We start from the raw sequence: 22,211 nt of genomic DNA, 5'->3' as shown, positions 1-22,211 counted from the left end.
GGGCTGACACGTGGTAGGCGAGGCAGGTCTCGAACCTGCAACCTACGGCTTAGAAGGCCGTTGCTCTATCCAGTTGAGCTACTCGCCCGTGTTTCTTCCATTGTAGCTTTGAGCTGGCCATACTGCGAGACCTTCCGCGCTTATGTAGCAAGGATGGAATCAGCAAAGACAGAGAGCCCATGCGCAAGAACCTGCAGAGCGGCTTCATGCGAGCCGCCCGCCGCAACAAGATAAGTCGTCACACCAACACTTTCCTCTCCGCCAGCCAGAACAGCGCGCCGAATAACAAGGTCAGCACGTGTAGAGCGCAATGGAATCGCTCCCAAACGCACGCATAGCGCCCTGCAAAACGCCTCTGCATCTTTGGGCTGCGACCACGGCAATTGCGGAGAAGAAAGAATATCGATATAGCAAGCGTATGCCGCAGAAAGCGCATCGCCTGCGGCATCTATCTCAAACGCGTCGACAGGATTTTCATCAAGATCTACCTGCCACACATCGCACTTGCTCGTCCAGACAGGAGAAGCAGACGCATTGAGTCGCACAAGCGCATTGGCTAACGCGGAAAATTGAATTGCTTCCGAAAGCTCCGCAGCCCGCTCAGGATGCGCACGAAGGTCAACATAGCCTTCCCAATGCGCATCAATCACCGGCGCATCGGTGCCAATCTCAAACTCCCAATCGGCTTCCATCTTGTTACGCGGTTGCTTCCTGCAAATAACGCATCACGGTGGACTCGGCCCAGTGAATCTCTTCCCCCTTGGCTGTCGAGAGAAAAGCACAGTGCCCGCCATGCTCCGTCTCTACAAACGCAATGTTCGGATTAGCGAGAATCGTGTTACACGTCTCCGGCGTAAAGCGAATGAACGGGTCATCGAACGAGCGCACAATCAGCGTCGGAACAGCAATGCGGTCAATGACGCGCGCAGCAGCGGCACGATAGTAGTAATCGTCAGCATCGCGGAAATCGCAGTAGCGCGCCACAATCTGGTTGTCAAAATCGCGAAGAGAGCGGACAGAATCAAGCCCACTCGTCGAATAAATCTCCGGAAACAACGCAGCCTTCGTGCGATAACGCCGCAATAAGCGACGCAGAAAATGCCACTCGTAGAAGCGGTTCCCCTTGGTGTGCAAAGCATCGGAGCTGGCCGCAAGGTCAACAGCAGGGCAGACAGTCGCCACAGCGCAAAGCGGCGCACGCAAGCCCCACTCGCCAGCCAGCTTGAGAACCAGGTTCCCGCCCATGGAATATCCCACAAGCGCCACACGCGTAAGACCGAACTGCTGCGTGTAATGCTCAACAACCGCACCTACGTCACCGGACAGTGCCGAGTGATAAAGCGTAGGCGTAAGCTTGTCCGTTCCACCGCAGTTGCGCATGTTCATGCGAACAACGTTGTACCCGGCATTCCACGCGCGAGTAGTCAGCGCCTGGATGTAGTGCGAATCCGACGAGCCTTCAAGGCCATGCACAAGCACAACCGTAAGGCGGTCGCTCAAAACATCCGCAGCCTGCCAGTGCGTGTGGCACAGCACGCGGCTGTTATCAGAGGAATCCACAACAACTTCTTCCGCATGAGAAGGAAGCGAAAATTTCGCACGAGGATAGACGTCGCCCACAATCGTCTGCACGTGACCGTTCGAGAACCCACGGCGCGGCATAAAGGCCGACAGCCATCCGGGAACCGGGGCAACTTCTGAAATTGCCGGTGCATACGTGATTGCGGCAGTGCCGATTTCCGTAGCTCCAGGCTGAAAAAGATGTGACGATGTATCCATTCGCGCAAAAATTCAGGTTAACATATTTTTAACTTTTTCTGGCGCCGTCAATATCAGGAAGAATGCGGCCATTCCTCAGTGTTTACCGGTGCAAGCCGCCTCACAGATTGCATGCGCAATATACCCGGCCGCAGTGGCGAAAGCTCGTCCAGCCTGGTCCATGTTGGCAGTGGATGGATCAACGCCCTCCGTGAAAATTCCGCCATCCCAATGGCTTGCCCGCAAAATTTTCAAAGCCTGATCACGGCCAGCTTTCAACAGCAAGTGGTCAGCCACGGGCCATGATGGAGTAAACGGCAACCGATAACTTCCCGGAAGCCCATAAGGCTTGTCTGAGTAGGAATATTCGTAGTTCGGCGAATGAAGCCAGCGATACGTACGCGCAAAGATTGGGTCATCCTCGGCAATAAAACCAAGCGCAGGCAGCTTCATAAGCGCCCCCGGAGGAATTTCGGTAAAGATAGCGCGCTTGCCATCCGTTGCCGAAGCAAAGATAGGCCCATCCGCACCCGCCGCACCGTTCGCAACGCAATACTTCATCACAGCCGCATGCAGAGCTTCCGCTCTCTGCGTCATCTCCTGCGCTAACGCAGCGTCATTCAGCCCGCGATAAAGCTCTCCCAAATCAAGAAGCGCACGCCAGACAAGCGCATTGTCATAGGTGAGATAAGGCAGCTCCTGGTACTCGTCCTGCGAATCCTGCAGAGAAGAGTAGAGCCCCGTCTCGGAGTCAAAGCGCGAGAGCAACCGTTCCCGCAGCACTGTAACAGCCTCACGATGACGGTTGAGAAATGCAAGGTCGTCTGTGCGGCGCACATAACTGGCCAGCGCAATCGCTGGCGCTGCAGCCTCATCAAGCTGAAAGCCATCCTCCAGCACCACCCCGTCGATAAAGCGGCTGTGCGTGCCAGTGTTGGAGAGCTGCGTAGTCAGTGCATACTCCAGCGCCTGCGACGCCATCGCAGGGTCCACATCCAGCAGCCCCGGAAAACTCCACAACATCGCATCGCGGTCCCAGTAAGCCGCGGAAACGTAGTAGCGCGGACTGCGCGACGTAACTCCGACCCACTGCTCCGTGTCGATAGTCCGCCCCCACGCGTAAAGCTCCGTAAACAGAAAATTGCGATTCATCAACAAATCGAGATCCGCCCGGCCAGTCGTGCGAGTACGCGCACGGCACCATGCAGCCGCCTGGTTGAGCATCGCCTCCGCTCCGTTGCGATCAAGCAGTTCCCGAAGCGCCTTGGCGTTATGCGCAGCGCTGAACTCCTCCACCCCTACGCCAAGAACAAAGAGCGATTCCGCCGTCTCTCCCGGAGCCAGCGTAACTTGCCTGCTCGCATTGGATGCAGGCTCCGCAGTCAGCGGCGGCATCGTCACCTCCGCCGTAGCCCCCGGATGCACAAACGACCACGCAAACTGCGTATCCGTGGTGATGTAGCTGAAGACCTCACCGGGACTAACCCACGGCGCGGCCCCCACCGTCCTCTCCCCACGCAGAGCAACCGGCACATAAGTAACGCGATTCACACTGCCAAACGAGGCATGCGCGCCCAGCGTAACCGGAACCGCATTCGAGCGGCGGTTCGTAATCGTCATACGCAGAAACGCGGCACGCGAACCCGGCGGCGCGCAGTACGTAAGCGTCACGTCCATGCCATCCACGCTGAGATGCCCCGTAGGAATCCAATATTCCAGCACGTCCCACGAAAGATGGTGCAGCGCCAGCGGCTTGCCCTGCACATTGAAATACGGCTGAATCGCAGGCCCGCCATTTTCCCCGCCCACCTGCATCAGCCCGCGCTGACGCATAAAAATAGCGTTGAACGTCCCAAGCGCCCCGTCATCCGCGCGAATATCCGGCAAAGATATCCACTCATTTCCGGTGGGCAGCACGTCATCCGGCTGCAGCGCCAGGGAAAATTTTCGCGGTGCCTCCGCGGAATACGCAGACAACGATGCAAGCACTACCAGCATCCATCCGACAATCATGCGCCGGACCCCAATTCGGAACGACCACTTTCCCCTACCGCGCATCCTGGTGCGCCTCCCTATTCCGCAACACATGGGGGATATCTTTCCCATGTGCCCGGCGCTCGAACTTACTACCCGGCGTCTCTCCGTATTTTGGGTTACGCATCCGGCCCCTCCGGGACAAAGCTTTATTGACAGTCGAATCTTCACGATGGTATCAATTACACCGTTATAGCTTTGCGCAATCGATTGCGCAGGAGGACCAATGTACACTTTTCACACGGAGAGATCAAACATTACAACATTTCTCTCCCGCACTCTGTTACGCCTCGCCTTTGTGCTTGGCGTCGTCTGTCTGGTTGGCCCACTGGCCCATGCACAATTCCGCACCTCAATTCAGGGCGTAGTGACCGACCCCAGCGGAGCCGTCGTCCCGGACGCGACTCTCACACTCAAGAACACCGACACAAACGCGTCCATAACGCACAAAAGCGACGCGCAAGGCATTTTTAACTTCAACGCCCTGCCCCCGGCGAACTTCACGCTCACCGTGGACCACGACGGCTTCCAGCAGCGCGTTCTCACCAACCTCAGGCTCATTCCTGAGCAGTCGAACTCCGTCAATGTACAGCTCACCGTCGCATCTACCACTGCGGTAGTGACGGTCGATGCCTCGACCGCCCCGGCCATGGACACGGAAACATCCAACCTCGGCGGCACAATCAGCAGCAACGACATCCAGCACATGCCTTCTTTCCAGCGCGACATCTTTACGCTGGTGCAGTTGGCTCCCGGCACCGTCAGTGACGGCTCTCAGGCCGGCGGCGGTGGAACTTACAACACAACCTCTGCGGGATGGCAGGGTCCGAACGGCTCCGGCAACAACGGCCAGTCGCCTACGGAAAACGGCATTCTCGCCAACGCAAACGGTGGCGAATACTCCACCAACGGCGTCAGCATCGACGGTATCAGCACAGTGAGCGCCGTATGGGGCGGAACAAGCATCATCACCCCCTCGCAGGAATCTGTCGATAACGTTCGCATCGTAACCAACGCATACGATGCCGAATATGGCCGCTTCAGCGGCGCCCAGACGCAGGTCACCTCCAAGAGCGGTTCCAATCAGCTTCATGGCAGCGCGTTCCTCGCCATTCATCGCCCCGGCCTCAACGCTTACCAGCACACCATCGTGGAGCCGGACATCACAACACAGCCACTGCGTGATGAAGCGCGATTCAACACCTATGGCGGCAGCATCGGTGGCCCTATCTGGAAGAACAAGGTCTTCTTCTTCTTCGCCTATGAATCCACGCCCAACAGTTCCAGCAGCACCAGCACCGGTTGGTACGACACTCCGGATTTCGACGCTCTGGCTCCCTCGGGAAGCATCTCTTCCACTTACCTGGGCTTCCAGGGGCATGAAGTCAGCCAGACAGCCGTAATCAGCGCAACCTGCGCATCACTCGGCCTCGTGGAAGAAGTAAACTGCCGCACGATTCCCGGCAAGGGACTCAACCTCGGTTCTCCCATCACCTCGGGATTAGGCAAACAGGACCTCACTGCAACGAACACCATTGCCAATCCGGGCGTTGGTGGCGGCCTCTCCGACGTAGCCGATATCGCCAACTACGCAACCACCAGCCCCTACGATTCCTACTACCGCCAGTACGACGGTCGTCTGGATGCCGACATCACGCAGAAGGACCACCTCGCCTACACCATCTACTGGGTACCGCAGGGCAACACCTCGTACAACGGCCCCGCACGCGCCTATAACTTCTTCAATCATGACCAGACCAACGAAGCAATGGCGGGAATCTGGAACCACACCTTTTCACCAACCTTCCTGAACGAAGCCCGTGCCAATGCCGCCGGCTGGCGCTGGGATGAGCTCTCGGAAAACCCGCAGCGCCCCGTAGGCTTGCCGGTTGCTACGATTGCCGTTCTGCCCATCCAGACCTTTGGCGCAGGCCCCGGAAGCAAATCCAATCAATGGACCTTCAGCTATAAGGATGTAGCGACCAAGGTGTTTACCCGCCACACCATCAAGTTCGGCGGAGAAGTCACCGCGCTGCACGAGCTCAATGACCCCGTCAACGCCCCTTCCTATGGCTTCTATAGCATCTGGGACTTCCTCAACGACGCTCCCTACTCGGAATCCGGAAGCTTCAATACCACCACGGGAACCCCCGTCGCCCCTCGTGACGATAACCGCCAGTACCTGTACGGCTTCTTCATTCAGGATGCCTGGAAGGTCCGTCCGAACCTGACTGTCAATGCCGGAATCCGGTACTCCTACTTCGACTCTCTCTACGACAAGCAGGACAACCTCGGCATCTCCCACTTCGGCACCGGCGACGACATGCTGACCGGAATGTACATCAAGACCGGCGGGCATATCTGGGCGCCGCAGAAGGGCAACTTCGGGCCGCAGGTTGGCTTTAACTGGAGCCCGGAAGCATTCCACAACAAGGTTGTAATTCGTGGTGGATATGGCATGACCTTCAACCAGGAAGAAGTGGCCCTCACTGCCAACTCCTCCAACAATCCGCCCACTGGTTCTTACGTAAACTTCAACAACTCGGTGGCTCCGAACACAATCGATTCGCGAATCATTTACTCGCTGTCGAGCGACCCCACCTCGTTGGATGGATTCCCCTCGAATCCCAACACCATCACCTCGTACAACGAAAACAATCTGCCCGTGAGTGGCGGTGGTACCGTAACCGCATACCCGGCCAAGATTCCAACCCAGTATTCCAACCACTACTCTCTGGACGTGCAGGGAGACCTCGGACACTCCTTCGTAGCCACTGTCGGCTATCAGGGAAGCACAACGCGCCACCTTGTTTCAGAAATCAAGAACTTCAACGCCTCGGCGGCAGTCGCTGGAATTCCGTTGAATCCCCTCGTGCAGACCGTGGATTACTACGGCAGCGGCGGCGGTGCAAACAACAACTCGTTCCTGGCCGAGCTGAAGCATGACATGGCGCATCACATCTCCCTCGACGCACAGTTCCAGTGGTCAAAGAGCATGGACAACGTTTCGGGACCGTATGAAGAAAACACCCTCTTTGGTTCGGGCGCTGCCAATGGCTTCCTCTTTGATTCCAACCAGTCCTATGGCCGTTCGGAATTCAACGTAGGCAAGTCCTTCAAGGTCTTCGGCCTCTGGCAGCCCGTCTTCTTCCACGGGGACCATGGCTGGATCGAGAAGGTCGCCGGTGGCTGGTCTCTGAGCGGAATCTTCAACCTCCACACCGGATTCCCCTGGACACCGGAGTTCGCCACGGGACAGAACCTCTACTGCAACCTGTGCACCTACAACAATCTTCGCCCCGTTTACACGGGAGGCGCCAAGATGTCCACGGGCAACAAGGCATTTGAGTCAGGCAGCAGCTTTGCAGGCATCCAGGACCGGCAGAACATCACCACTGCCACGGTCAACGGAACTCCCGGCACAGTCGTTGCTTATTCCAACTCATACTTCAACATGCCTAACTTCGGACAGGCCATTACCTACACCTCCAACGGAAATGCGCCTGTAGCAAACGTCGGCCTCCCGCCAGCGCCGGGTCTTGCAAGAAACTCGTTCGATGGCCCCGGCTACAGGAATGTGGATGCCTCGTTGACCAAGTCGTTTGGTTTCCCGAAGCTCCGCCTTCTGGGCGAAGGAGCAAAGCTCGAAATCCGGGCCGATGCCTTCAACCTGTTCAACATCTCCAACCTCGATGCACGCCAGATTCAAAACAACATTACGGCGGCAAACTTCGGACAAGATACCGTCCTTCTGGGAGCACGTACCGTCAGCTTCCAGGCTCGCTTCAGCTTCTAAACAACCTGGTAGTCATCCTTCCAAGAGGTACGCCGCAACGGCGTACCTCTTTTTTATTGCAGCAACCAGCAGACCAATTGGAGCAAGCAGATTGGAGCAAAGAACCTGACCAAAGCCAGCCATCCCAGAGCCAGCCTTGCACCACCCCAGGAGAATCAAAGAATCTGTAGTTGCTCTTGCCGTTATATAGTTTTGCCCTTTATAGTCTTTTCGTCTTTTACAGTTCTGAGCTGTTTATCTAAAACCCTGTACCCCACACCCTGTACCCTGCCCTTCTGTGGAAAACCCATGTCAAGCCCCAAACAGGAAAATATTTTCTAACTCATTGATTCCATTAAGCAAAAATCTCCAGCCAATTTGCGCTCAATTAACCCCATTTATGCCAAGCTAAAAATAAGCAAGCAGAAAGCCCGGCTCCATGAGCCGGACTTTCTATCTTTCCAGACCGCAAAAAGTTTTTTTTGCGACATTTTTTCTGCAAAGTAACCACTTTTCGCCAACCTATTAACGAAAAGGTAAACAGGTAAAACGGAACATATCTTATTATATTTCATCGATTTGCAGGAACCACCGCCACATTAAGGCAAATTGGCGCAAAAGGTAGGCCGGGGCTTCAGCCCTGGCAATCAAGCCACCAGGAACGGATAGGCCTTTAGGCCCTGAGGCATGCTTTTGCCACTGCCTGCTTCCGCACCAGAACCATATTTTCCCGGAACAAAGGCCACTCTATCACTGGAACTGCAAAGAAAGGAGACCCCATGCAGGCATCGGCAGGCACAATCCCCTATACCCTAAACCCCATACCCTATCCCCTGCCTTTGCACAGTTCACAAATAAAGAAACTCCACAGTCCCTGTGCAATCGCCTGCAACCATCACAAAACAAATGGCCCCGAAACCGGGGCCACTGTGCGCATCTCACACGAAACATTCAAAATCACAAAACCACTCACCGCTCCGTAATATCAAAATTCGCGGAATCCGAAGCAAGCGAGCTGCCGCCAATCCAAACGGTATAGTGCGTCGGCTCAATAACAGCCTTCCCCGCATTGTCATAGAACGACAACTCCGGAAATCCCAAATCAAACGAAACCTGCTTCGATTCCCCCGGCTGCAGCGTCACCCGCGTAAATCCCTGCAAGCTCCGCACAGGCTGCTCCAGACTTGCGCCAAGATTGCGCACATAGCACTGAACCACTTCCGTCGCAGCGCGGCTGCCGGTATTCTTCACCGTTGCCGTCGCCGTCACCAGCTTATGCGCGTCATGCTGTTCCGCTTCGCGCAGCGGCAATGTCGAACGCGAAACCGAAACACCCGAATAAGCAAAGTCCGTATAAGTCAGCCCATAACCAAACGGAAACAGCGCATCATTCGGCACATCGATGTACCGCGAAACAAAGCGCGCATCTCCTTGGCCCATCTTGGACAAATCAACATTCAGCGAAGGCCGCCCCGTCGGAAACTGGTTGTAATAAAGCGGCTCCTGCCCAACATCACGCGGAAAACTCATAGGCAGCTTGCCACTGGGAGCAACATCGCCATAGAGAACATTCGCAATCGCATTACCAGCCTCCACTCCGGGAAACCACGCTTCCATAATCGCGGGAACATGCTGCGCCGCCCATGTAAGAACAAGCGGACGGCCAGAAAACACAAGCAGCACAACGGGCTTACCCGTTGCAGCAACCGCCTCAAGAAGCTGCTGCTGATTACCGGGAAGATTCAACTTCGACCGCGAGCCCGCCTCTCCGCTCATCTCCGTAGTTTCGCCAAGCGCCATCACCACAAGGTCTGCTTTTCGCGCAGCATCCACCGCAGCCTGAAAGCCTGCATCCGAGCTTCCCAATATCTCAGTGCCCTTTTCGTAGAGCACCGTGCCGCCATGCTGCTTCGCGCGCTGTTCAAGCGCATCCTTCACAGTCACAACATCGGGATTACGTCCCCCCGCACCCCAGACGCCGCTCATCTCCTGCGTATCGTCCGACAGAGGACCAATCAAAGCGATGGTGCGCGAACCGCTCGCAAGCGGAAGAAGCGCCGCACCATTCACCGCCTGGTTCTGCAGAAGAACAAGAGACTCTTCCGCACCGCGGCGCACCGCAGCACGATGCTCCGGCACAGCAACGGTAACTTCCTTCTCCGTAGGATAAGGATGCTCAAAGAGCCCAAGCGCAAACTTCACGCGCAATACTCTGCGAACCGCCTCATCCACAACCGTCATCGGAACCTTGCCGGAACGAATCAGTGCAGGAAGCTCTGTGTCGTAGTAGTGCGACATCATATCCACTTCGACACCGGCAAGCAGCGCCTTCCGCGTAGCAGTAGCAGCATCCTGCGCAATGCCGTGATTACGCAGCTCCATCACCGCCGTGTAATCGCTTACGACAAAGCCATCAAAACCCCACTGCTTACGCAGCACATCCTGCAACAGAAAGGAATTCGCAGTAGCCGGCACTCCATTGAACGAGTTAAAAGCGCTCATAATCGTCGCCGCGCCCTGCTGCACGGCTGCTTTGTATGGCGGAAGATAATCCTGCTGCAAACGGCTCAGCGACATGTCCGTAGTGTTGTACTCACGACCAGCCTCCGCCGCGCCATAAGCGGCAAAATGCTTCACGCTGGCAGCAACACTATCCGTACGCGAAAGGTCTGTCCCCTGGTAGCCGCGAATGTAAGCACGCGCCATCGCTGCACCAAGATACGCATCTTCTCCAGCACCTTCCTGCGTTCTTCCCCAGCGCGGATCGCGCGAAATATCCACCATCGGCGAATAGAACCAGCGCACGCCAGCAGTGCTCGCCTCAGCCGCCGAGATATGCGAAAGCTCCGCAACCATATCAGGATCAAACGTCGCAGCAAGCCCCAACGGAATCGGATAGATCGTGCGATAACCATGCAGAATATCCGCGCCAAAAATCAGGGGAATATGCAGTCGGCTCTTTTCTACCGCAGCCTGCTGAAAAGCCCGCGTGTGCGCCGCACCCACCACGTTGAGCATTGACCCCAACCGCCCCGTTGCAGCCAGTTGCATCGGATCAAGCTTGATATGCGTCTCTGGATTCTTACCCGGAGCCTGCACCACATTCGCAAGCGGAGCAACAGCAGCATCTCCGCCATCGCCATATTGAACCAATTGCCCAAGCTTCTCTTCGAGTGTCATCTGCTTGAGCAGCGCATCAACACGCTTCTCAATCGCAGGATCCACCAGTTGCTGATTCGACGGCGCTGCATGAACCTCTTGCACAGGAGAAGCAAATGGCTCAGCATTCTGCCCATGCGCAGGAACATGCAATAACGCCATGCAAACTGCGGCCACAAAACTCAAGCGGAACTGCAAGGAAACACAACGATTCACGTACTGGATTGAATTCAACATTATGGCCTCTTCTTTATCCCTCTTCCACAAGGCGGCTGCCATGGAAGTGATTTCGTTCTTCGCTGGCATGCCCCGTAGACTTTCGGACAACAAGCGTAGGGTGTACTGTGATGGATTTTGGTCTTGGATGTGGAATATCGTTCCGAATCAATCCGAGCAGCGTGCTTGCAGCCTCTTGCCCCATGCTGCGCAAAGGCTGATGAATCGTAGTCAGCGGAGGATGATTGGTAGATGCAGCCAGCACGTCATCAAAGCCGAGCACGGAAATATCCTTCGGAACTTTCAACCCCGCCTCGCGCAAAGCAAGAATCGCGCCTACCGCAGTCACGTCATTAAAAGCAAAGATTGCTGTAAACGGCACTCCAGCTCCCAGCAGCTTGTTCGTAACTTCATGCCCTGGGCCCGGCCCTGCATCTGGACTAGCAAGCTGCACAGCAAGTTTCGGATGAACGTCAATTCCCAGCTTGTCAGCGGCCTGCATAATTGCTTGCCAGCGTGCGTGCGTATCCGAGCTGAACTCCTGCCCCTTGATAAAGGCAATCTTTTCGTGGCCGAGTTGTTTGAGATGACTCAACCCAAGCTCCGCCGCCACATGATGGTCAAGTTCGATATTGATAACACCCTCGCGGCGGCAATGCCCTGAGACAGAAACAACCGGCACAGGCAAATCCTGCTCAAGCAGCGTATCAATCGCAATAATGCCTTCCACCGAACGCGAGAGCATCATGCGCGGATACCCCTTCAGCAAATCCTCGCGATGCCGATGGCTCACTACAAAGTAAAAATAACCATCTTTCAGAAGCTCATCTTCAATTCCACTCAGCACCAGCGTCGAATATCCTTCGCTGATTTCCGGAAGAATGATGCCAATTGAATAGCTCCGCTTTTCCCGCAGGCTGCGCGCAACATTATTGGCATAGTAGCCATGCACCGCAGCCGCGTGGAGCACGCGCTTCTGCGTCTCTTCAGCAATGCGATACTTCGCCGCTTGCCCGTTGACAATGCGTGACACCGTCGCCGGAGAAAGCGATAGCTTCTGCGCGAGTTCCTTAAGATTGATTGCCTTGAGCGGCGGCTTCATCTCTGCAATGTTCTCCCAGCTTTCAAGCTAAACATCACGCTGCCTCGTGGTTACTTGGATTTAGTAACTGAAGACGCAGTAAGCATCGGTCGATTACGTATCTTCTGCAGCATCGGCCCAATTTCAGGATTGGACATGAAAGTATTCCAGATCAGTCCGCTTCGAGAGTTCTCCACCATCACCGTAATCGGCGCCTGGTCAAGCCCCAGGTATACCGGAGCAAACCAGTTTCTGCTCAGGTTGAACGCATCCGCCGGTCCATAAATACCCCACAGCCTGTCACCAAGATCACGATAAAAATGCTTGAGAGCAGCAAGAGACTGTTGCGGCGTATAAGGAAAGGAACCAAGCGCTGCCGTTGGCGAAATCGTCCCATTGTCATGCCCGGCGTCTGGTGCATGCGCAGAATATCCATAAGGATCAAGGCTAGCCGTAAGCCCCCATGCTACTGGCCCATACCCCTTAAACTTCCCAGGATTCTTCAAGCAATAGCGATAGTTGATAAGCGCAATATTGCGGTTGTTCTCAAAATAATTCGTATAGCTGTCCTTGATTTTTCGAGGGTCCGGTCCCATAAACGAGTACTGCGTAAAGAACAGCGGCCCACCCTCTCCTACGCCAACATCCAGCTTGATGCCGTCATACACAGTGCCATTCACATAGCGTTTTCCATTCGACGAACCAGACCAGCTAGCACGATACTCTGCCGCTTGCTGTGACTGACTGGCCCAACCTGAGTAATAGCTATCAGCAGGAATCCCATGCGTATCCGACGCAATGCCAAGCATGTAAGCAGCCATCGTCTCGTTAAAGCCCGTAAGACGATGGTCGATGCGCCAGGACCATTGCGGCGACCAGTGCCAAATCAATGCCCCATCCCCTGTTTGCTTGGCATACCAGTCCCACTCCACGGACTGCCATAAAGCAGTAATGCGCGAAGAAAGACTTTGCTCTGCTTCACTAGGCCGGCTGAGATACTGGCGCGCCGTTAACAATCCTTCAACCAGAAAGGAAGTCTCGACAATATCGCCGCCGTTATCGAACATACCGAAGACCGGCATCGTCCTGCCCGTAGAGCCATCCATGAAATGCGGCCACGCACCGTGATAGCGCTGCGCTTTTTCAAGGAAGCTGACAATCTTGCCAAGCCGTTCAACTCCCTGCTGCCGCGTAATAAAGCCGCGGTCCATGCCGACAACAATCGCCATGATGCCAAAGCCGCTTGCGCCCGTAGCAACAATCCTCGGGTCTCCCGGCACGCTTTCGCGAGTCATGCCTGAAATAGGGTGCGAACCCTGCTCCCAGTAGTAGCGAAAACAGGCTTCCTGCAACATCGTCAGCAGCTCGTCATCAGAAAAGTTACGTGTAGAAGCATGAGCAACACCCGAGAATGTTGACTCCCGAAACTGCCGGTCAACCGCAGCAATTTTATAAGCCGCATGCAGGCCCGGCTTACCAATGAAATCGGTATAGCGATGAACCCCAGGCTCTTGAATGCCTACGGGACGATACTCACCACCATTGAGCGAGCGATAGACGATGAAATACTCCAGTTGCTCAGGATCGTCTGACTTCCATTGCAAATCAACGTGGCGCTCGTATCCCTTTGCTTCAAGCCCAGTGGGCGCAGACAGCGTGCTTGCGGCACTGGCAGCGCTCGATGGAATGTTATCCGCAATCCGGATGTCGTCCACGATGAGCGTATGCGCAACATCGTCAGCAGCAGACTGCTCAAAGAAGACCGAGTGCAGGTGATGCGAATTAAAGTCACGCACGGATGCCGTACGAAAGCGGTTCAGCGGAATCTTTACCTGCACCCACGATGCCGCCGGAAGCTCTCCGATAAACTCCGCAAGCGAAAGCGGGTCCGTAAAGTTGTTCTCATCATCCGTCAACTGAATCGCAGGCAAGTCTTTTGCAGCAATACCCTGCGGCGCGTAACAAAAGAACGCAAGCGTGCTGCCAAGTAGATTGGAAGGACGATTGTCCACGCTCACGGTACGAACTTCTGCATCCCAGCTTCCTCCCGCAACAGAACGCCATTCCAAACGAAGCGCATTCGGGGGACTGAGAAAAATGCTCGTTTCAACCGGCAGCCTGCCCTCGGGAGCATTGATCGTGCTCGGCGCTACGGCTTGGCCGCCCGTATAGAAATCATTATCCGGAGTAGCGCTGTTCCGAAAAACCACATGATTGAGATAGTCTTCCTGCGCCGAGGACACTGAAAAGGATGCGAGCAAAAGTAGAGCTACAAAGCAACGGAGCCACACGACCATTGTCTTTCCTTAAGCGAAGTAATACTGGCATACGCGTCTGGGAAACCACGCCTGCCAACTAGGTTCGTACATTCCACGAGAGCTATGCATTCAGGCAGCATCTTGACTGCCTGTGAACTTATGGATCGATGTCCATCTCACCGGTCCATCCCATCGCTTACGGAATTGCCCAGGAAGTTGTCCTTGCAGCTTTTCTATTCCAAGTGCAATTTACACAAAACCCCTTGCACAATCGTTTGCGCCAAGCATAAGATTGCACTCGTAAATAGCCACTGTCAAGCATTGATTTGGCCATCGCAACCAGGCAAATGGGCTCGCGTTTCCATGCCGCTGCCTGCTTTAAACCGCCTCCATGCCCGCATGCAATCCTCGCAGGTTTGCCCCTGCGCACGCTCTGCTTCAATGAGAAAGGAACGCCACGACGCAACATGCCATAGAGGAATCAAACTTCACATGGTCACTTGCTGAAAAATAGGTATTTTAAAAGGGATAAATCGCGAATTGGGGCGGCTAATGGGGATCGAACCCATGACATCCTGAGCCACAGTCAGGCGTTCTGCCGCTGAACTATAGCCGCCATCCGACTTTTTTGATTGTACCATTGATTTCAGTCTGTTTGCCGGATTCGCCATGCCCAAATTCCCCGCCCATCCGCCTGAACCCGCTCGTGACCGCCAACTGCCTTCCACATCCAAAGATCGCTGGAACCACGGCGCATGGCTGTTTCGAGATGAGACACTACGCTCGCTCGAAATTCTTCTGGATGAGGCCTTTCACATCCCCGGAACAGATTTCCGCTTTGGCATCGACGGCATCATCGGACTAGTTCCGGGTCTGGGCGATGTGCTCGCCGGCCTGCTCTCGCTGGTCATCCCATTAGCCGCATGGATACGCGGCATCCCCTATGTAACGCTGCTCCGCATGCTCGCCAACATAGCCATCGGCGTGCTCGGCGGAGCCATACCGCTGGTGGGCGACATCTTCGACGTATGGTGGAAAACCAACCGCCGCAACTACCGCCTGCTACAGTTGCACTTGCGCGAACCCCGCCGCAACACCTGGCGCGACTGGGGCTTCCTGCTGATACTGACAGCCCTGCTCGGCGTCATTTTTGCCATCCCCATAGCATTGTTAGTGTGGATCGCCGATTGGCTCCTGCATCACGCATAAGCGGTGCCGCAAACTACGAGAGTAACGGCAATAAGGACGCAATTCGCGTACAATCAACAGAGAGTCGGGGCGTAGCGCAGTCTGGTAGCGCATCTGCTTTGGGAGCAGAGGGTCGGGGGTTCGAATCCCTCCGCCCCGACCAACTTAACTTATTCTCCTTTCAAGCAAGTCTGACCGAGTCAACAGCCTGGGATACGAAATTCCGCGAGAGAATATCTGTGTTTTTCATACCGGCGAATATGCCAGATTTAAGCAGCTAGGAATGCCGGATTACACCGATTTAGGCATGCCCCCCGTGAGCAAGCTACAGGTCACGCGTAGCGCGTTCCCTGTACAGCAGCTTTCACCCCGCTACTGCCCTGATCGATGATGGCAAGAAAGCATCTATAGGCTTTTGCGGCATCCCGACTCTTGTGAAAGATTCGATGCGCTTCGACGAATGCCACCAGCCAGGTAGCGACAATCAGTGAGGCCGTCAGGCTCGCGACAGGATCTGGCAGTTTTTTACCTGCTGCTTTCGCCAGTGCAACTGCCAGCAGATCGGTCAGCTCGTCACGTATCGCCCTGGCGCGAGCCATCAGCGCCTGGCTAGCCTGTACAGTTGCCACAAACCTGTCGGTGCCCGCTTCCGCGAAACGCAAATACGGACGCCGTTCGGCGACTGCCTGATGCGCGAACAGGCGGAGCGCCTCCACTGGGGCGACCCCTGCATCCCTGTTCTCCAACGCAGCCAGCACATCTTCCCTCCCTATGTCGTACAGGTCAAAGAGCATGTCCTCTTTGGTTGAACACGGTCATACGCGAGACGTGAGCCGCTTCGGCAATCTCATCCACCGTCACAGCGTCGAAGCCGTGCTCCATAAACAACTGCGTCGCAACATCCGAAATCCTCTGCCTAGTGGCGAGGCGTTTCAATGATCGAGTTTGGGCTGAAGATGTTCGCTCCCACGTCAGAAGAAGCGATCCGCGAGAGGAATGCGCAACTGAATTTAATTTAGTGGCACGCGAGCTATGCCCTCATGACGAGGTTTCTCATCAGCCATGATTCTCGGTTGGGGCCAAATCACCAAGGCGCCAGATGTATATCTATTGTCAGGATGGCAGTGCGTTGGCCCAAGTTGCATCAATGTTGATTGCTTGTCTGCCTAATCCCATACTGAATTGCTGCTTTGAGAACATCGACTTTTATGTCTGCTAATGTTTTGAATTTGATGCAATATCCTGTCACACTTGCTTTGCCGAGATCACGCCCAAATGTCTGAGCCAGATACTTCTTGTCGTCCAATCCCATGATGTAGACGGAAATGCCTGTTGTATTTGCACTAACACCGATTTGATAGAACTCTCTGGTTTTTCCATTGGCATACTCCATCGTTTGGCATCCATATCCAATGTTTGGGTTGGAAACCATTTTTTCTTTCTCGTCTTTCCCATCTAAGACCCACAACCTACATGCAGGCATCATCCCCAGGATCATGCCATGCAGCTCTTGCATTTCGCTGCGTTTCGGCTCCGGTTGAGCAGCAATGTACTCCTTGATTTGCTTCTGCACCGTCATGTTGATCTCCTTGGACTCGCGGTAATCCAGTGCTCCGAGAAACACCAGATTGAATCGGCCTGGTAAGCAGTATCAATCGATGAAAATGATAGCGGAGCATTGCCGCCAATACGAAATTCTGCCTGAAGATTCAGGCCAAAGCGCGCGTTGCTCATAGTTGGCGGCGGCGCGGATTCGTCTCGCTAAACATCCTTCTGAGAAGTTATCCGCTCCCCGCATAGGTCTACTCCATGAGCGCATTGCTCTGAATCAACAGTTGATAGCTTAATCGGCTGTAGCGAAACGCTGGCTGACATGTCGGTATCAATCAGATTCGGTGAGTGCTTTGGCGATCATGCACTCACCGAGAACTATCGATATCAGATAGCCGAGAAGCCGCCGTCAACGTTCAACTCCACTCCATTCACGAAGCTCGAATCGTCGGAAGCAAGAAACAGCGCGACCGTTGCGATTTCGTCCGGTTGCCCCATCTTTCCCCGCGGAATCAGGGATTCAAACATCTCCTTCGCCTCCTTAGTGATAGCTTCGTCCTGCATCGGCGTAGCGATTGGCCCCGGTCCCAGCACATTCACCCGAATATTCCGGCCCTTCAGTTCGTTGAGCCACGTGCGCGCGAAGGAACGCAATGCAGCCTTGCTCGCCGCATACACTCCGAAACCCGGAAAACCCTTGATAGAAGCAACGGACCCGGTCATGATGATCGATCCGCCATCGTTGAACAGCGGCAACGCCTTCTGAACTGTAAACAGCGTCCCCCGCGCATTCAGGCTGAAGATCTTATCGAAGTGCTGCTCGGTAATCCCGCCCAGTAATGCGGCTTCGCCCCAGCCTGCGCTCGCGTACAGAATGTCGATCTTGCCCTTTTCCCGCTTGACCGTATCGAACAGGCGGTCGAGATCATCAAGGTTGGCCGCATCCCCGCGCACGCCGGTCACATTTCGGCCAATCTCCTTGACGGCCTTATCCAGTACCTCCTGCCTTCTGCCCGTGATGAACACGTAGGCGCCTTCTTCCACGAAGCGCTTGGCGCTCGCCAGCGCCATGCCGCTTGATCCACCTGTAATAACTGCAATCTTTCCTTCAAGCTTTCCCATAACTGCTCCCTTCGGTGATGTAATGCATCTGTTACTAGGGAGTAGATTGCTTTGGTAATGGACGAGAACTGCCCAAAAATCCGAATCTTTTGTCCATTCGTCCAAAATGTGAGGCATAGTTGGATCCAATAACCGACATCTTCCGAACAATGCATGTAACCGCCTTTGGTCAACACAGGCTTGAAGCCACCGCTCCCTGGGGCTTGGTACAGAAGGAACAGCGCGGAGAACAAGTCCCGCCTCCCGGCAAAAAGACTTCCCCCACGGATTTGGCGCACTTTGCCATGCTTTCGCGCGGCAACTGCTGGTTGAGCGTGGAAGGTACTCCCGAGCCGATTCCTCTTTCCGGTGGGGATTGTTTTTTTCTGGCCAGGGGAACTTCGTTTGTTTTACGTGACAGCCTGCGAACACGTCCGCAGAAGAGTTTCAGCGAGGTCGCAGCCAGGGACGGCAGCAATGTCGCTCACTATGGGGGTGGCGGCTCACCCACAACAATCGTCTGCGGCTCGCTAAGCTTTGATCGAGCCAGCGTAAAGCCGATTACGCAGTTGTTACCGAGCTTCATTCTGATTAAGGCCGATAACACCCACACCCTTGCACTTCACACCACCATGCAGGCGCTGGCATTAGAAATGGCAGAGCAAGCGCCGGGATCAGGGGTAGTTGCAACGCGGCTGGCCGAGGTTCTATTTATTCAGGCGCTCCGGGCACATATCGCATCCGTACCGGAGCGCAACAACGGATGGCTACGTGCAATCTTTAATCCTCAAATAGGCGCCGCTCTCAATGCCGTTCACAATAGCGTAAACAGCCCTTGGACGGTGGAATCCCTGGCCGCAACTGCGGGCATGTCCCGTTCCGCATTCGCAGCGCGTTTCAAAGATCTGCTCGGGCAAACACCGCTGGAATATGTAACCGAATGGCGGATGCAGAAGGCGATGCAATATCTCGGACAGCGTGACAAGAAGCTTATCGACATTGCCCGGTCGGTCGGTTACGAGTCCGACGCTGCATTCAACAAGGCGTTCAAGCGCGTTGTTGGAACTCCCCCAGGGGAATACCTCAAACGCAGTTATCAAAACCAGGGCCGCATCTGAATGGCAGTTTTTTTGAAGTAGAGGATTCTAGCTTGGCAGCGTCTCTCGGCGCTTGTGTTGAGTTGAGGTGTCTGCACCCATCAGTCACTGCAACGGAAGCGATACAGCAGAAAAAACACGGGGCGATGAGAAAAGTCACCACCCGATGAAATAAGCAGCTTACGTTCAACGGGACTGCATCGACTTGACGAGAGCAGAGGCAGATGCTCCTTCGAGGGAGAGGCCATAGCCAACCTCGTGAACGATTCTCTCCTTCAGCGGCTGAATGAAGTGAACACGCGTATTCGGGATAAAGCCAAAAGCCTTCTGAATATTCTCAAGAACAAGTTTGGAAGCCTCGGGAGCGGTGGCAACGGTAAGAGGCTGAAAAAGTGTTCCGGTAGCGGTAGATATCTCTGATTTCTCCTTAGCGCGGCTTGTAGCCGTCAGCTATAGGAGTAGATTACAGAGAAATTGATATGATTCCTAATAAGATATGTTCACTTTGATAAGGAACTACGCTCAACATGGAGCTAAGACATCTTCGCTATTTCACGGCAGTAGTTCAGTAGAACGGTTACCGGGAACCTGCTCGCCAACTAAACGTCGCACAGCCTGCACTGAGCCAGGCTGTCTCGGATTTGGAAGAGGAACTCAGCGTAAAGCTGTTTGTTCGAGAGAAGCGCCGTGCCCGTCTGACACCGGAAGGCGAAATCTTCTATGTCGAAGCTGTTCGCGTGCTGGAGCAGGCGCAGCAGGCTATCGAAGCGGCACGCCGCGCCTCTCGCGGCAAAATCGGCACACTCCGTATAGGTTTCATCGGCTCTGCAACAGCGTCTTTTCTGCCGGGACTGATTCGCCTCTATCGACAGCGCTATCCAGGCGTTCGGTTAGTGCTGGATGAGCTCACACCACTGCAGCAGGAGAAGGCTTTCGCGCGCAGAGACCTGGATATCGGATTCACCAGGCCGCTCTCCAGCGAACAGTCTGCTTTTTTTGATACACGTTCTCTCTATAAAGAACCCCATCTCGTTGCCATGCCGGACCACTGCGCTCCCACGGGAAAAGGTGTTGAGCTAAAGCGCTTCGACGGCAAGCCTCTGATTCTCTTCCATCGAAGCGGAGCTCCCGGTCTTTTCGATAGCATCACCACCATGTGTAGAGAAGCTGGGTTTGTTCCTCACGTGGAACATCAGCCAACCCTGATGCAAACCGTACTCTCTCTGGTGGCATCGGAAGCAGGCGCATCGATTGTTCCGGCCTGCGTCAGAAACCTGCGCGCAGATGAAGTCAAGTTTCTGCGGATGATTCCAGACCGCGAACGCGTGGAGCTAATTGCGGCATGGCCCAAGGAAGAAACTTCTGTCGTTCTGCGTTCCTTTATCGATATGTTGCAGGAAGAAGCCGCCACTATCCGCGCGAAGGCGAAAAGCCATCTTCCATAAAGCCACACGCTGCATCGCATCACCGATACGGCAGTTTCAGCAAATTCTTCATGCCATCCTTCTTTGGCAAATCCGCCTCCCGGTGCATACTGCTAAACAACAAAGGAGAAAGCGTGTCCTCCATCGACCCCTCTTTGTCGAACCTCGACCTGCGTCCCACCTCGCCCGCTGACCGCACCTGGGCCACCTACAACTACATCGCGCTCTGGTTCTCCATGTCGATGGAAATCACCACCTATCAGCTCGCCTCATCGCTCATCGCCAAAGGCATGGACTGGAAACAAGCCATCGGCACAGTCCTGCTAGGCCAGCTCATTGTGCTCGTTCCTCTGCTGCTCAACGCACACGCCGGAGCCAAATACGGAATCCCCTTCCCCGTCTTCATCCGTGCATCCTTCGGCGTTCGCGGAGCCAACATCCCCGCCATCCTCCGCGCCCTCGTCGCCTGTGGATGGTTCGGCATTCAATCATGGATCGGGGGCTCAGCCATCCACTCCATGCTCGCCGTCATCTGGCCCTCCACGGAAACCAGCAACGCCATCCGCTGGATATGCTTCCTCGGCTTCTGGCTTCTCAACATGGTGATAGTGTGGAGAGGAACAGAATCCATTCGCCACCTGCAGGCCTTCGGCGCACCCTTCATGTTTGTCATGGCCATCGCCCTGCTCATATGGGTACGCGTCAAAGCAGGCAGCTTCGGCTCCATGCTCTCCATCCCCAGCCAGTTCCACTCCACGCACAGCTTCCTCGCCGTCTTCATCCCCTCGCTCACCGCCATGGTCGGCTACTGGGCCACGCTCGCACTCAACATCCCCGACTTCACGCGCTACTCCAAATCACAAAGCGGCCAGGCATGGGGACAAGCATTCGGCCTGCCCGTCGCCATGACGCTCTACACCTTCATCGGCATCATCGTCACCTCGGCCTCCACCGTCCTCTTTGGCCATCCCGTCTGGAACCCCATCACTCTCATCGGCCTCTTCCATCAACCCTTCGTAGCCTTCCTTGCTCTCATCGCCATTCTCGTCGCCACACTCAACGTCAACATCGGCGCCAACGTCGTCTCTCCATCCAATGATTTCTCCAACCTCTACCCGCGCCTCATCAGCTTCCGCACCGGCGGACTCATCACCGGCTTCCTCGGCCTCGCCATGTGCCCATGGAAGTTGCTAGCCACACCCGACAGCTACATCTTCGGCTGGCTCGTCGGCTACTCCGGCCTGCTCGGCCCCGTAGCTGGCATCATGATTGCGGACTACTTCTTCATCCGCAAAACAACCTTGGATATAAACTCCCTCTATCACCGCGAAGGCACCTATCACTACACCAAAGGCATCAATCCACGCGCAGTCATCGCACTCGCACTCGGAGTCCTCATCGCACTCATCGGCCTCTTCATGCCCTCGCTGCATTTCCTCTACGACTACGCATGGTTCGTAGGCTTCTTCACCTCGGGCATCCTCTATCTACTGCTCATGAAACTCGCTGCGCCTGCCGCAAGCAATGCCATCGCATCACAAACAGCAGGCGCAAAAGAAACAGCCTGAG

General features: G+C 55.1%; 15 protein-coding genes, 3 tRNA genes and 1 pseudogene. 7 read left to right on the top strand and 12 right to left on the bottom strand.

Translation table 11 applies throughout. The features are described 5' to 3' along the window. Window positions 1-11: 11 nt before the first annotated feature. From AC5S3R_RS11935 to AC5S3R_RS11920, 4 genes are all read right to left on the bottom strand, one after another. Window positions 12-88, bottom strand: a tRNA-Arg gene (locus tag AC5S3R_RS11935). A 52-nt stretch (window positions 89-140) separates the two neighbouring features. After that, a complete protein-coding gene (locus AC5S3R_RS11930; protein WP_494267264.1) occupies window positions 141-692 on the bottom strand; it encodes a hypothetical protein in 552 nt (183 codons plus the stop codon). 4 nt (window positions 693-696) lie between these two features. After that, window positions 697-1,779: a YheT family hydrolase gene (locus tag AC5S3R_RS11925; RefSeq protein ID WP_494267263.1), complete on the bottom strand. Its 1,083-nt coding sequence runs from the start codon at window positions 1,777-1,779 to the stop codon at window positions 697-699. Between the two features lie 75 nt (window positions 1,780-1,854). After that, on the bottom strand, window positions 1,855-3,771 hold the full coding sequence (locus AC5S3R_RS11920) for a glycoside hydrolase family 125 protein (RefSeq protein ID WP_494267262.1): 1,917 nt from the start codon (window positions 3,769-3,771) through the stop codon (window positions 1,855-1,857). Between the two features lie 247 nt (window positions 3,772-4,018). Here AC5S3R_RS11920 and AC5S3R_RS11915 point away from each other — a divergent pair, with 247 nt between their 5' ends. Next, window positions 4,019-7,588, top strand: a complete 3,570-nt coding sequence (locus tag AC5S3R_RS11915; RefSeq protein WP_494267261.1) for a TonB-dependent receptor domain-containing protein — start codon at window positions 4,019-4,021, stop codon at window positions 7,586-7,588. 948 nt (window positions 7,589-8,536) lie between these two features. On the opposite strand, the gene bglX is transcribed toward AC5S3R_RS11915, so the two are convergent. The 4 genes from bglX to AC5S3R_RS11895 form a co-directional block, all read right to left on the bottom strand. Next, window positions 8,537-10,963, bottom strand: a complete 2,427-nt coding sequence (bglX, locus tag AC5S3R_RS11910; RefSeq protein WP_494267260.1) for a beta-glucosidase BglX — start codon at window positions 10,961-10,963, stop codon at window positions 8,537-8,539. Window positions 10,964-10,976: 13 nt separating this feature from the next. Further along, window positions 10,977-12,044: a LacI family DNA-binding transcriptional regulator gene (locus AC5S3R_RS11905; RefSeq protein WP_494267259.1), complete on the bottom strand. Its 1,068-nt coding sequence runs from the start codon at window positions 12,042-12,044 to the stop codon at window positions 10,977-10,979. A 50-nt stretch (window positions 12,045-12,094) separates the two neighbouring features. Beyond that, the gene (locus AC5S3R_RS11900; protein WP_494267258.1) at window positions 12,095-14,233 is read right to left on the bottom strand and encodes a glucoamylase family protein; all 2,139 of its coding nucleotides are present in this window, start codon (window positions 14,231-14,233) and stop codon (window positions 12,095-12,097) included. A gap of 589 nt (window positions 14,234-14,822) precedes the next feature. After that, a tRNA-His gene (locus AC5S3R_RS11895) sits at window positions 14,823-14,897 on the bottom strand. Between the two features lie 53 nt (window positions 14,898-14,950). On the opposite strand from AC5S3R_RS11895, the gene AC5S3R_RS11890 reads away from it, so the two are divergent. Beyond that, window positions 14,951-15,490 (top strand): DUF4112 domain-containing protein, encoded by a 540-nt coding sequence (locus AC5S3R_RS11890; protein ID WP_494267257.1) that lies wholly within the window; start codon window positions 14,951-14,953, stop codon window positions 15,488-15,490. Between the two features lie 65 nt (window positions 15,491-15,555). Then, window positions 15,556-15,632 (top strand) — tRNA-Pro (locus tag AC5S3R_RS11885). 169 nt (window positions 15,633-15,801) lie between these two features. Here AC5S3R_RS11885 and AC5S3R_RS11880 read toward each other — a convergent pair. The 4 genes from AC5S3R_RS11880 to AC5S3R_RS11865 form a co-directional block, all read right to left on the bottom strand. Next, entirely contained in the window at window positions 15,802-16,263 is a 462-nt protein-coding gene (locus AC5S3R_RS11880; RefSeq protein ID WP_494267256.1) for a hypothetical protein, read from the bottom strand. Then, complete coding sequence (locus AC5S3R_RS11875) at window positions 16,253-16,405, bottom strand: TetR/AcrR family transcriptional regulator (RefSeq protein WP_494267255.1); 153 nt, start codon at window positions 16,403-16,405, stop codon at window positions 16,253-16,255. Before AC5S3R_RS11875 ends, AC5S3R_RS11880 begins: the two co-directional genes overlap by 11 nt. Window positions 16,406-16,613: 208 nt before the next feature. Beyond that, entirely contained in the window at window positions 16,614-17,048 is a 435-nt protein-coding gene (locus AC5S3R_RS11870; protein WP_494267254.1) for a DUF1801 domain-containing protein, read from the bottom strand. A 359-nt stretch (window positions 17,049-17,407) separates the two neighbouring features. After that, window positions 17,408-18,142 (bottom strand): SDR family NAD(P)-dependent oxidoreductase, encoded by a 735-nt coding sequence (locus AC5S3R_RS11865; RefSeq protein ID WP_494267253.1) that lies wholly within the window; start codon window positions 18,140-18,142, stop codon window positions 17,408-17,410. 119 nt (window positions 18,143-18,261) lie between these two features. On the opposite strand from AC5S3R_RS11865, the gene AC5S3R_RS11860 reads away from it, so the two are divergent. The 4 genes and pseudogenes from AC5S3R_RS11860 to AC5S3R_RS11845 all read left to right on the top strand — a co-directional run bounded on the left by AC5S3R_RS11860 (window position 18,262) and on the right by AC5S3R_RS11845 (window position 22,210). After that, entirely contained in the window at window positions 18,262-19,239 is a 978-nt protein-coding gene (locus AC5S3R_RS11860) for an AraC family transcriptional regulator (protein ID WP_494267252.1), read from the top strand. Between the two features lie 581 nt (window positions 19,240-19,820). Next, window positions 19,821-19,919: pseudogene (locus AC5S3R_RS11855) on the top strand (helix-turn-helix domain-containing protein); the annotation flags it as partial. Between the two features lie 36 nt (window positions 19,920-19,955). Further along, a complete protein-coding gene (locus tag AC5S3R_RS11850; protein ID WP_494267313.1) occupies window positions 19,956-20,663 on the top strand; it encodes a LysR family substrate-binding domain-containing protein in 708 nt (235 codons plus the stop codon). Between the two features lie 113 nt (window positions 20,664-20,776). Beyond that, entirely contained in the window at window positions 20,777-22,210 is a 1,434-nt protein-coding gene (locus AC5S3R_RS11845; RefSeq protein WP_494267251.1) for an NCS1 family nucleobase:cation symporter-1, read from the top strand. The last annotated feature ends 1 nt before the right edge of the window (window position 22,211 follow it).

Source organism: Occallatibacter sp. FHG110214_02 (genome assembly GCF_059115385.1).
Note: the sequence above shows the minus strand (reverse complement) of the source record. Positions and strands in the feature narration are given on the sequence as shown.

Excerpts from the sequence above, each read along its gene's own strand:
- AC5S3R_RS11930 (WP_494267264.1), bottom strand. The coding sequence starts at position 692 with ATGGAAGCCGATTGGGAGTTTGAGATTGGCACCGATGCGCCGGTGATT.
- AC5S3R_RS11905 (WP_494267259.1), bottom strand. The coding sequence starts at position 12,044 with ATGAAGCCGCCGCTCAAGGCAATCAATCTTAAGGAACTCGCGCAGAAG.
- AC5S3R_RS11915 (WP_494267261.1), top strand. The coding sequence starts at position 4,019 with ATGTACACTTTTCACACGGAGAGATCAAACATTACAACATTTCTCTCC.
- bglX (WP_494267260.1), bottom strand. The coding sequence starts at position 10,963 with ATGTTGAATTCAATCCAGTACGTGAATCGTTGTGTTTCCTTGCAGTTC.
- AC5S3R_RS11925 (WP_494267263.1), bottom strand. The coding sequence starts at position 1,779 with ATGGATACATCGTCACATCTTTTTCAGCCTGGAGCTACGGAAATCGGC.
- AC5S3R_RS11920 (WP_494267262.1), bottom strand. The coding sequence starts at position 3,771 with ATGATTGTCGGATGGATGCTGGTAGTGCTTGCATCGTTGTCTGCGTAT.
- AC5S3R_RS11880 (WP_494267256.1), bottom strand. The coding sequence starts at position 16,263 with ATGCTCTTTGACCTGTACGACATAGGGAGGGAAGATGTGCTGGCTGCG.
- AC5S3R_RS11870 (WP_494267254.1), bottom strand. The coding sequence starts at position 17,048 with ATGACGGTGCAGAAGCAAATCAAGGAGTACATTGCTGCTCAACCGGAG.
- AC5S3R_RS11865 (WP_494267253.1), bottom strand. The coding sequence starts at position 18,142 with ATGGGAAAGCTTGAAGGAAAGATTGCAGTTATTACAGGTGGATCAAGC.
- AC5S3R_RS11890 (WP_494267257.1), top strand. The coding sequence starts at position 14,951 with ATGCCCAAATTCCCCGCCCATCCGCCTGAACCCGCTCGTGACCGCCAA.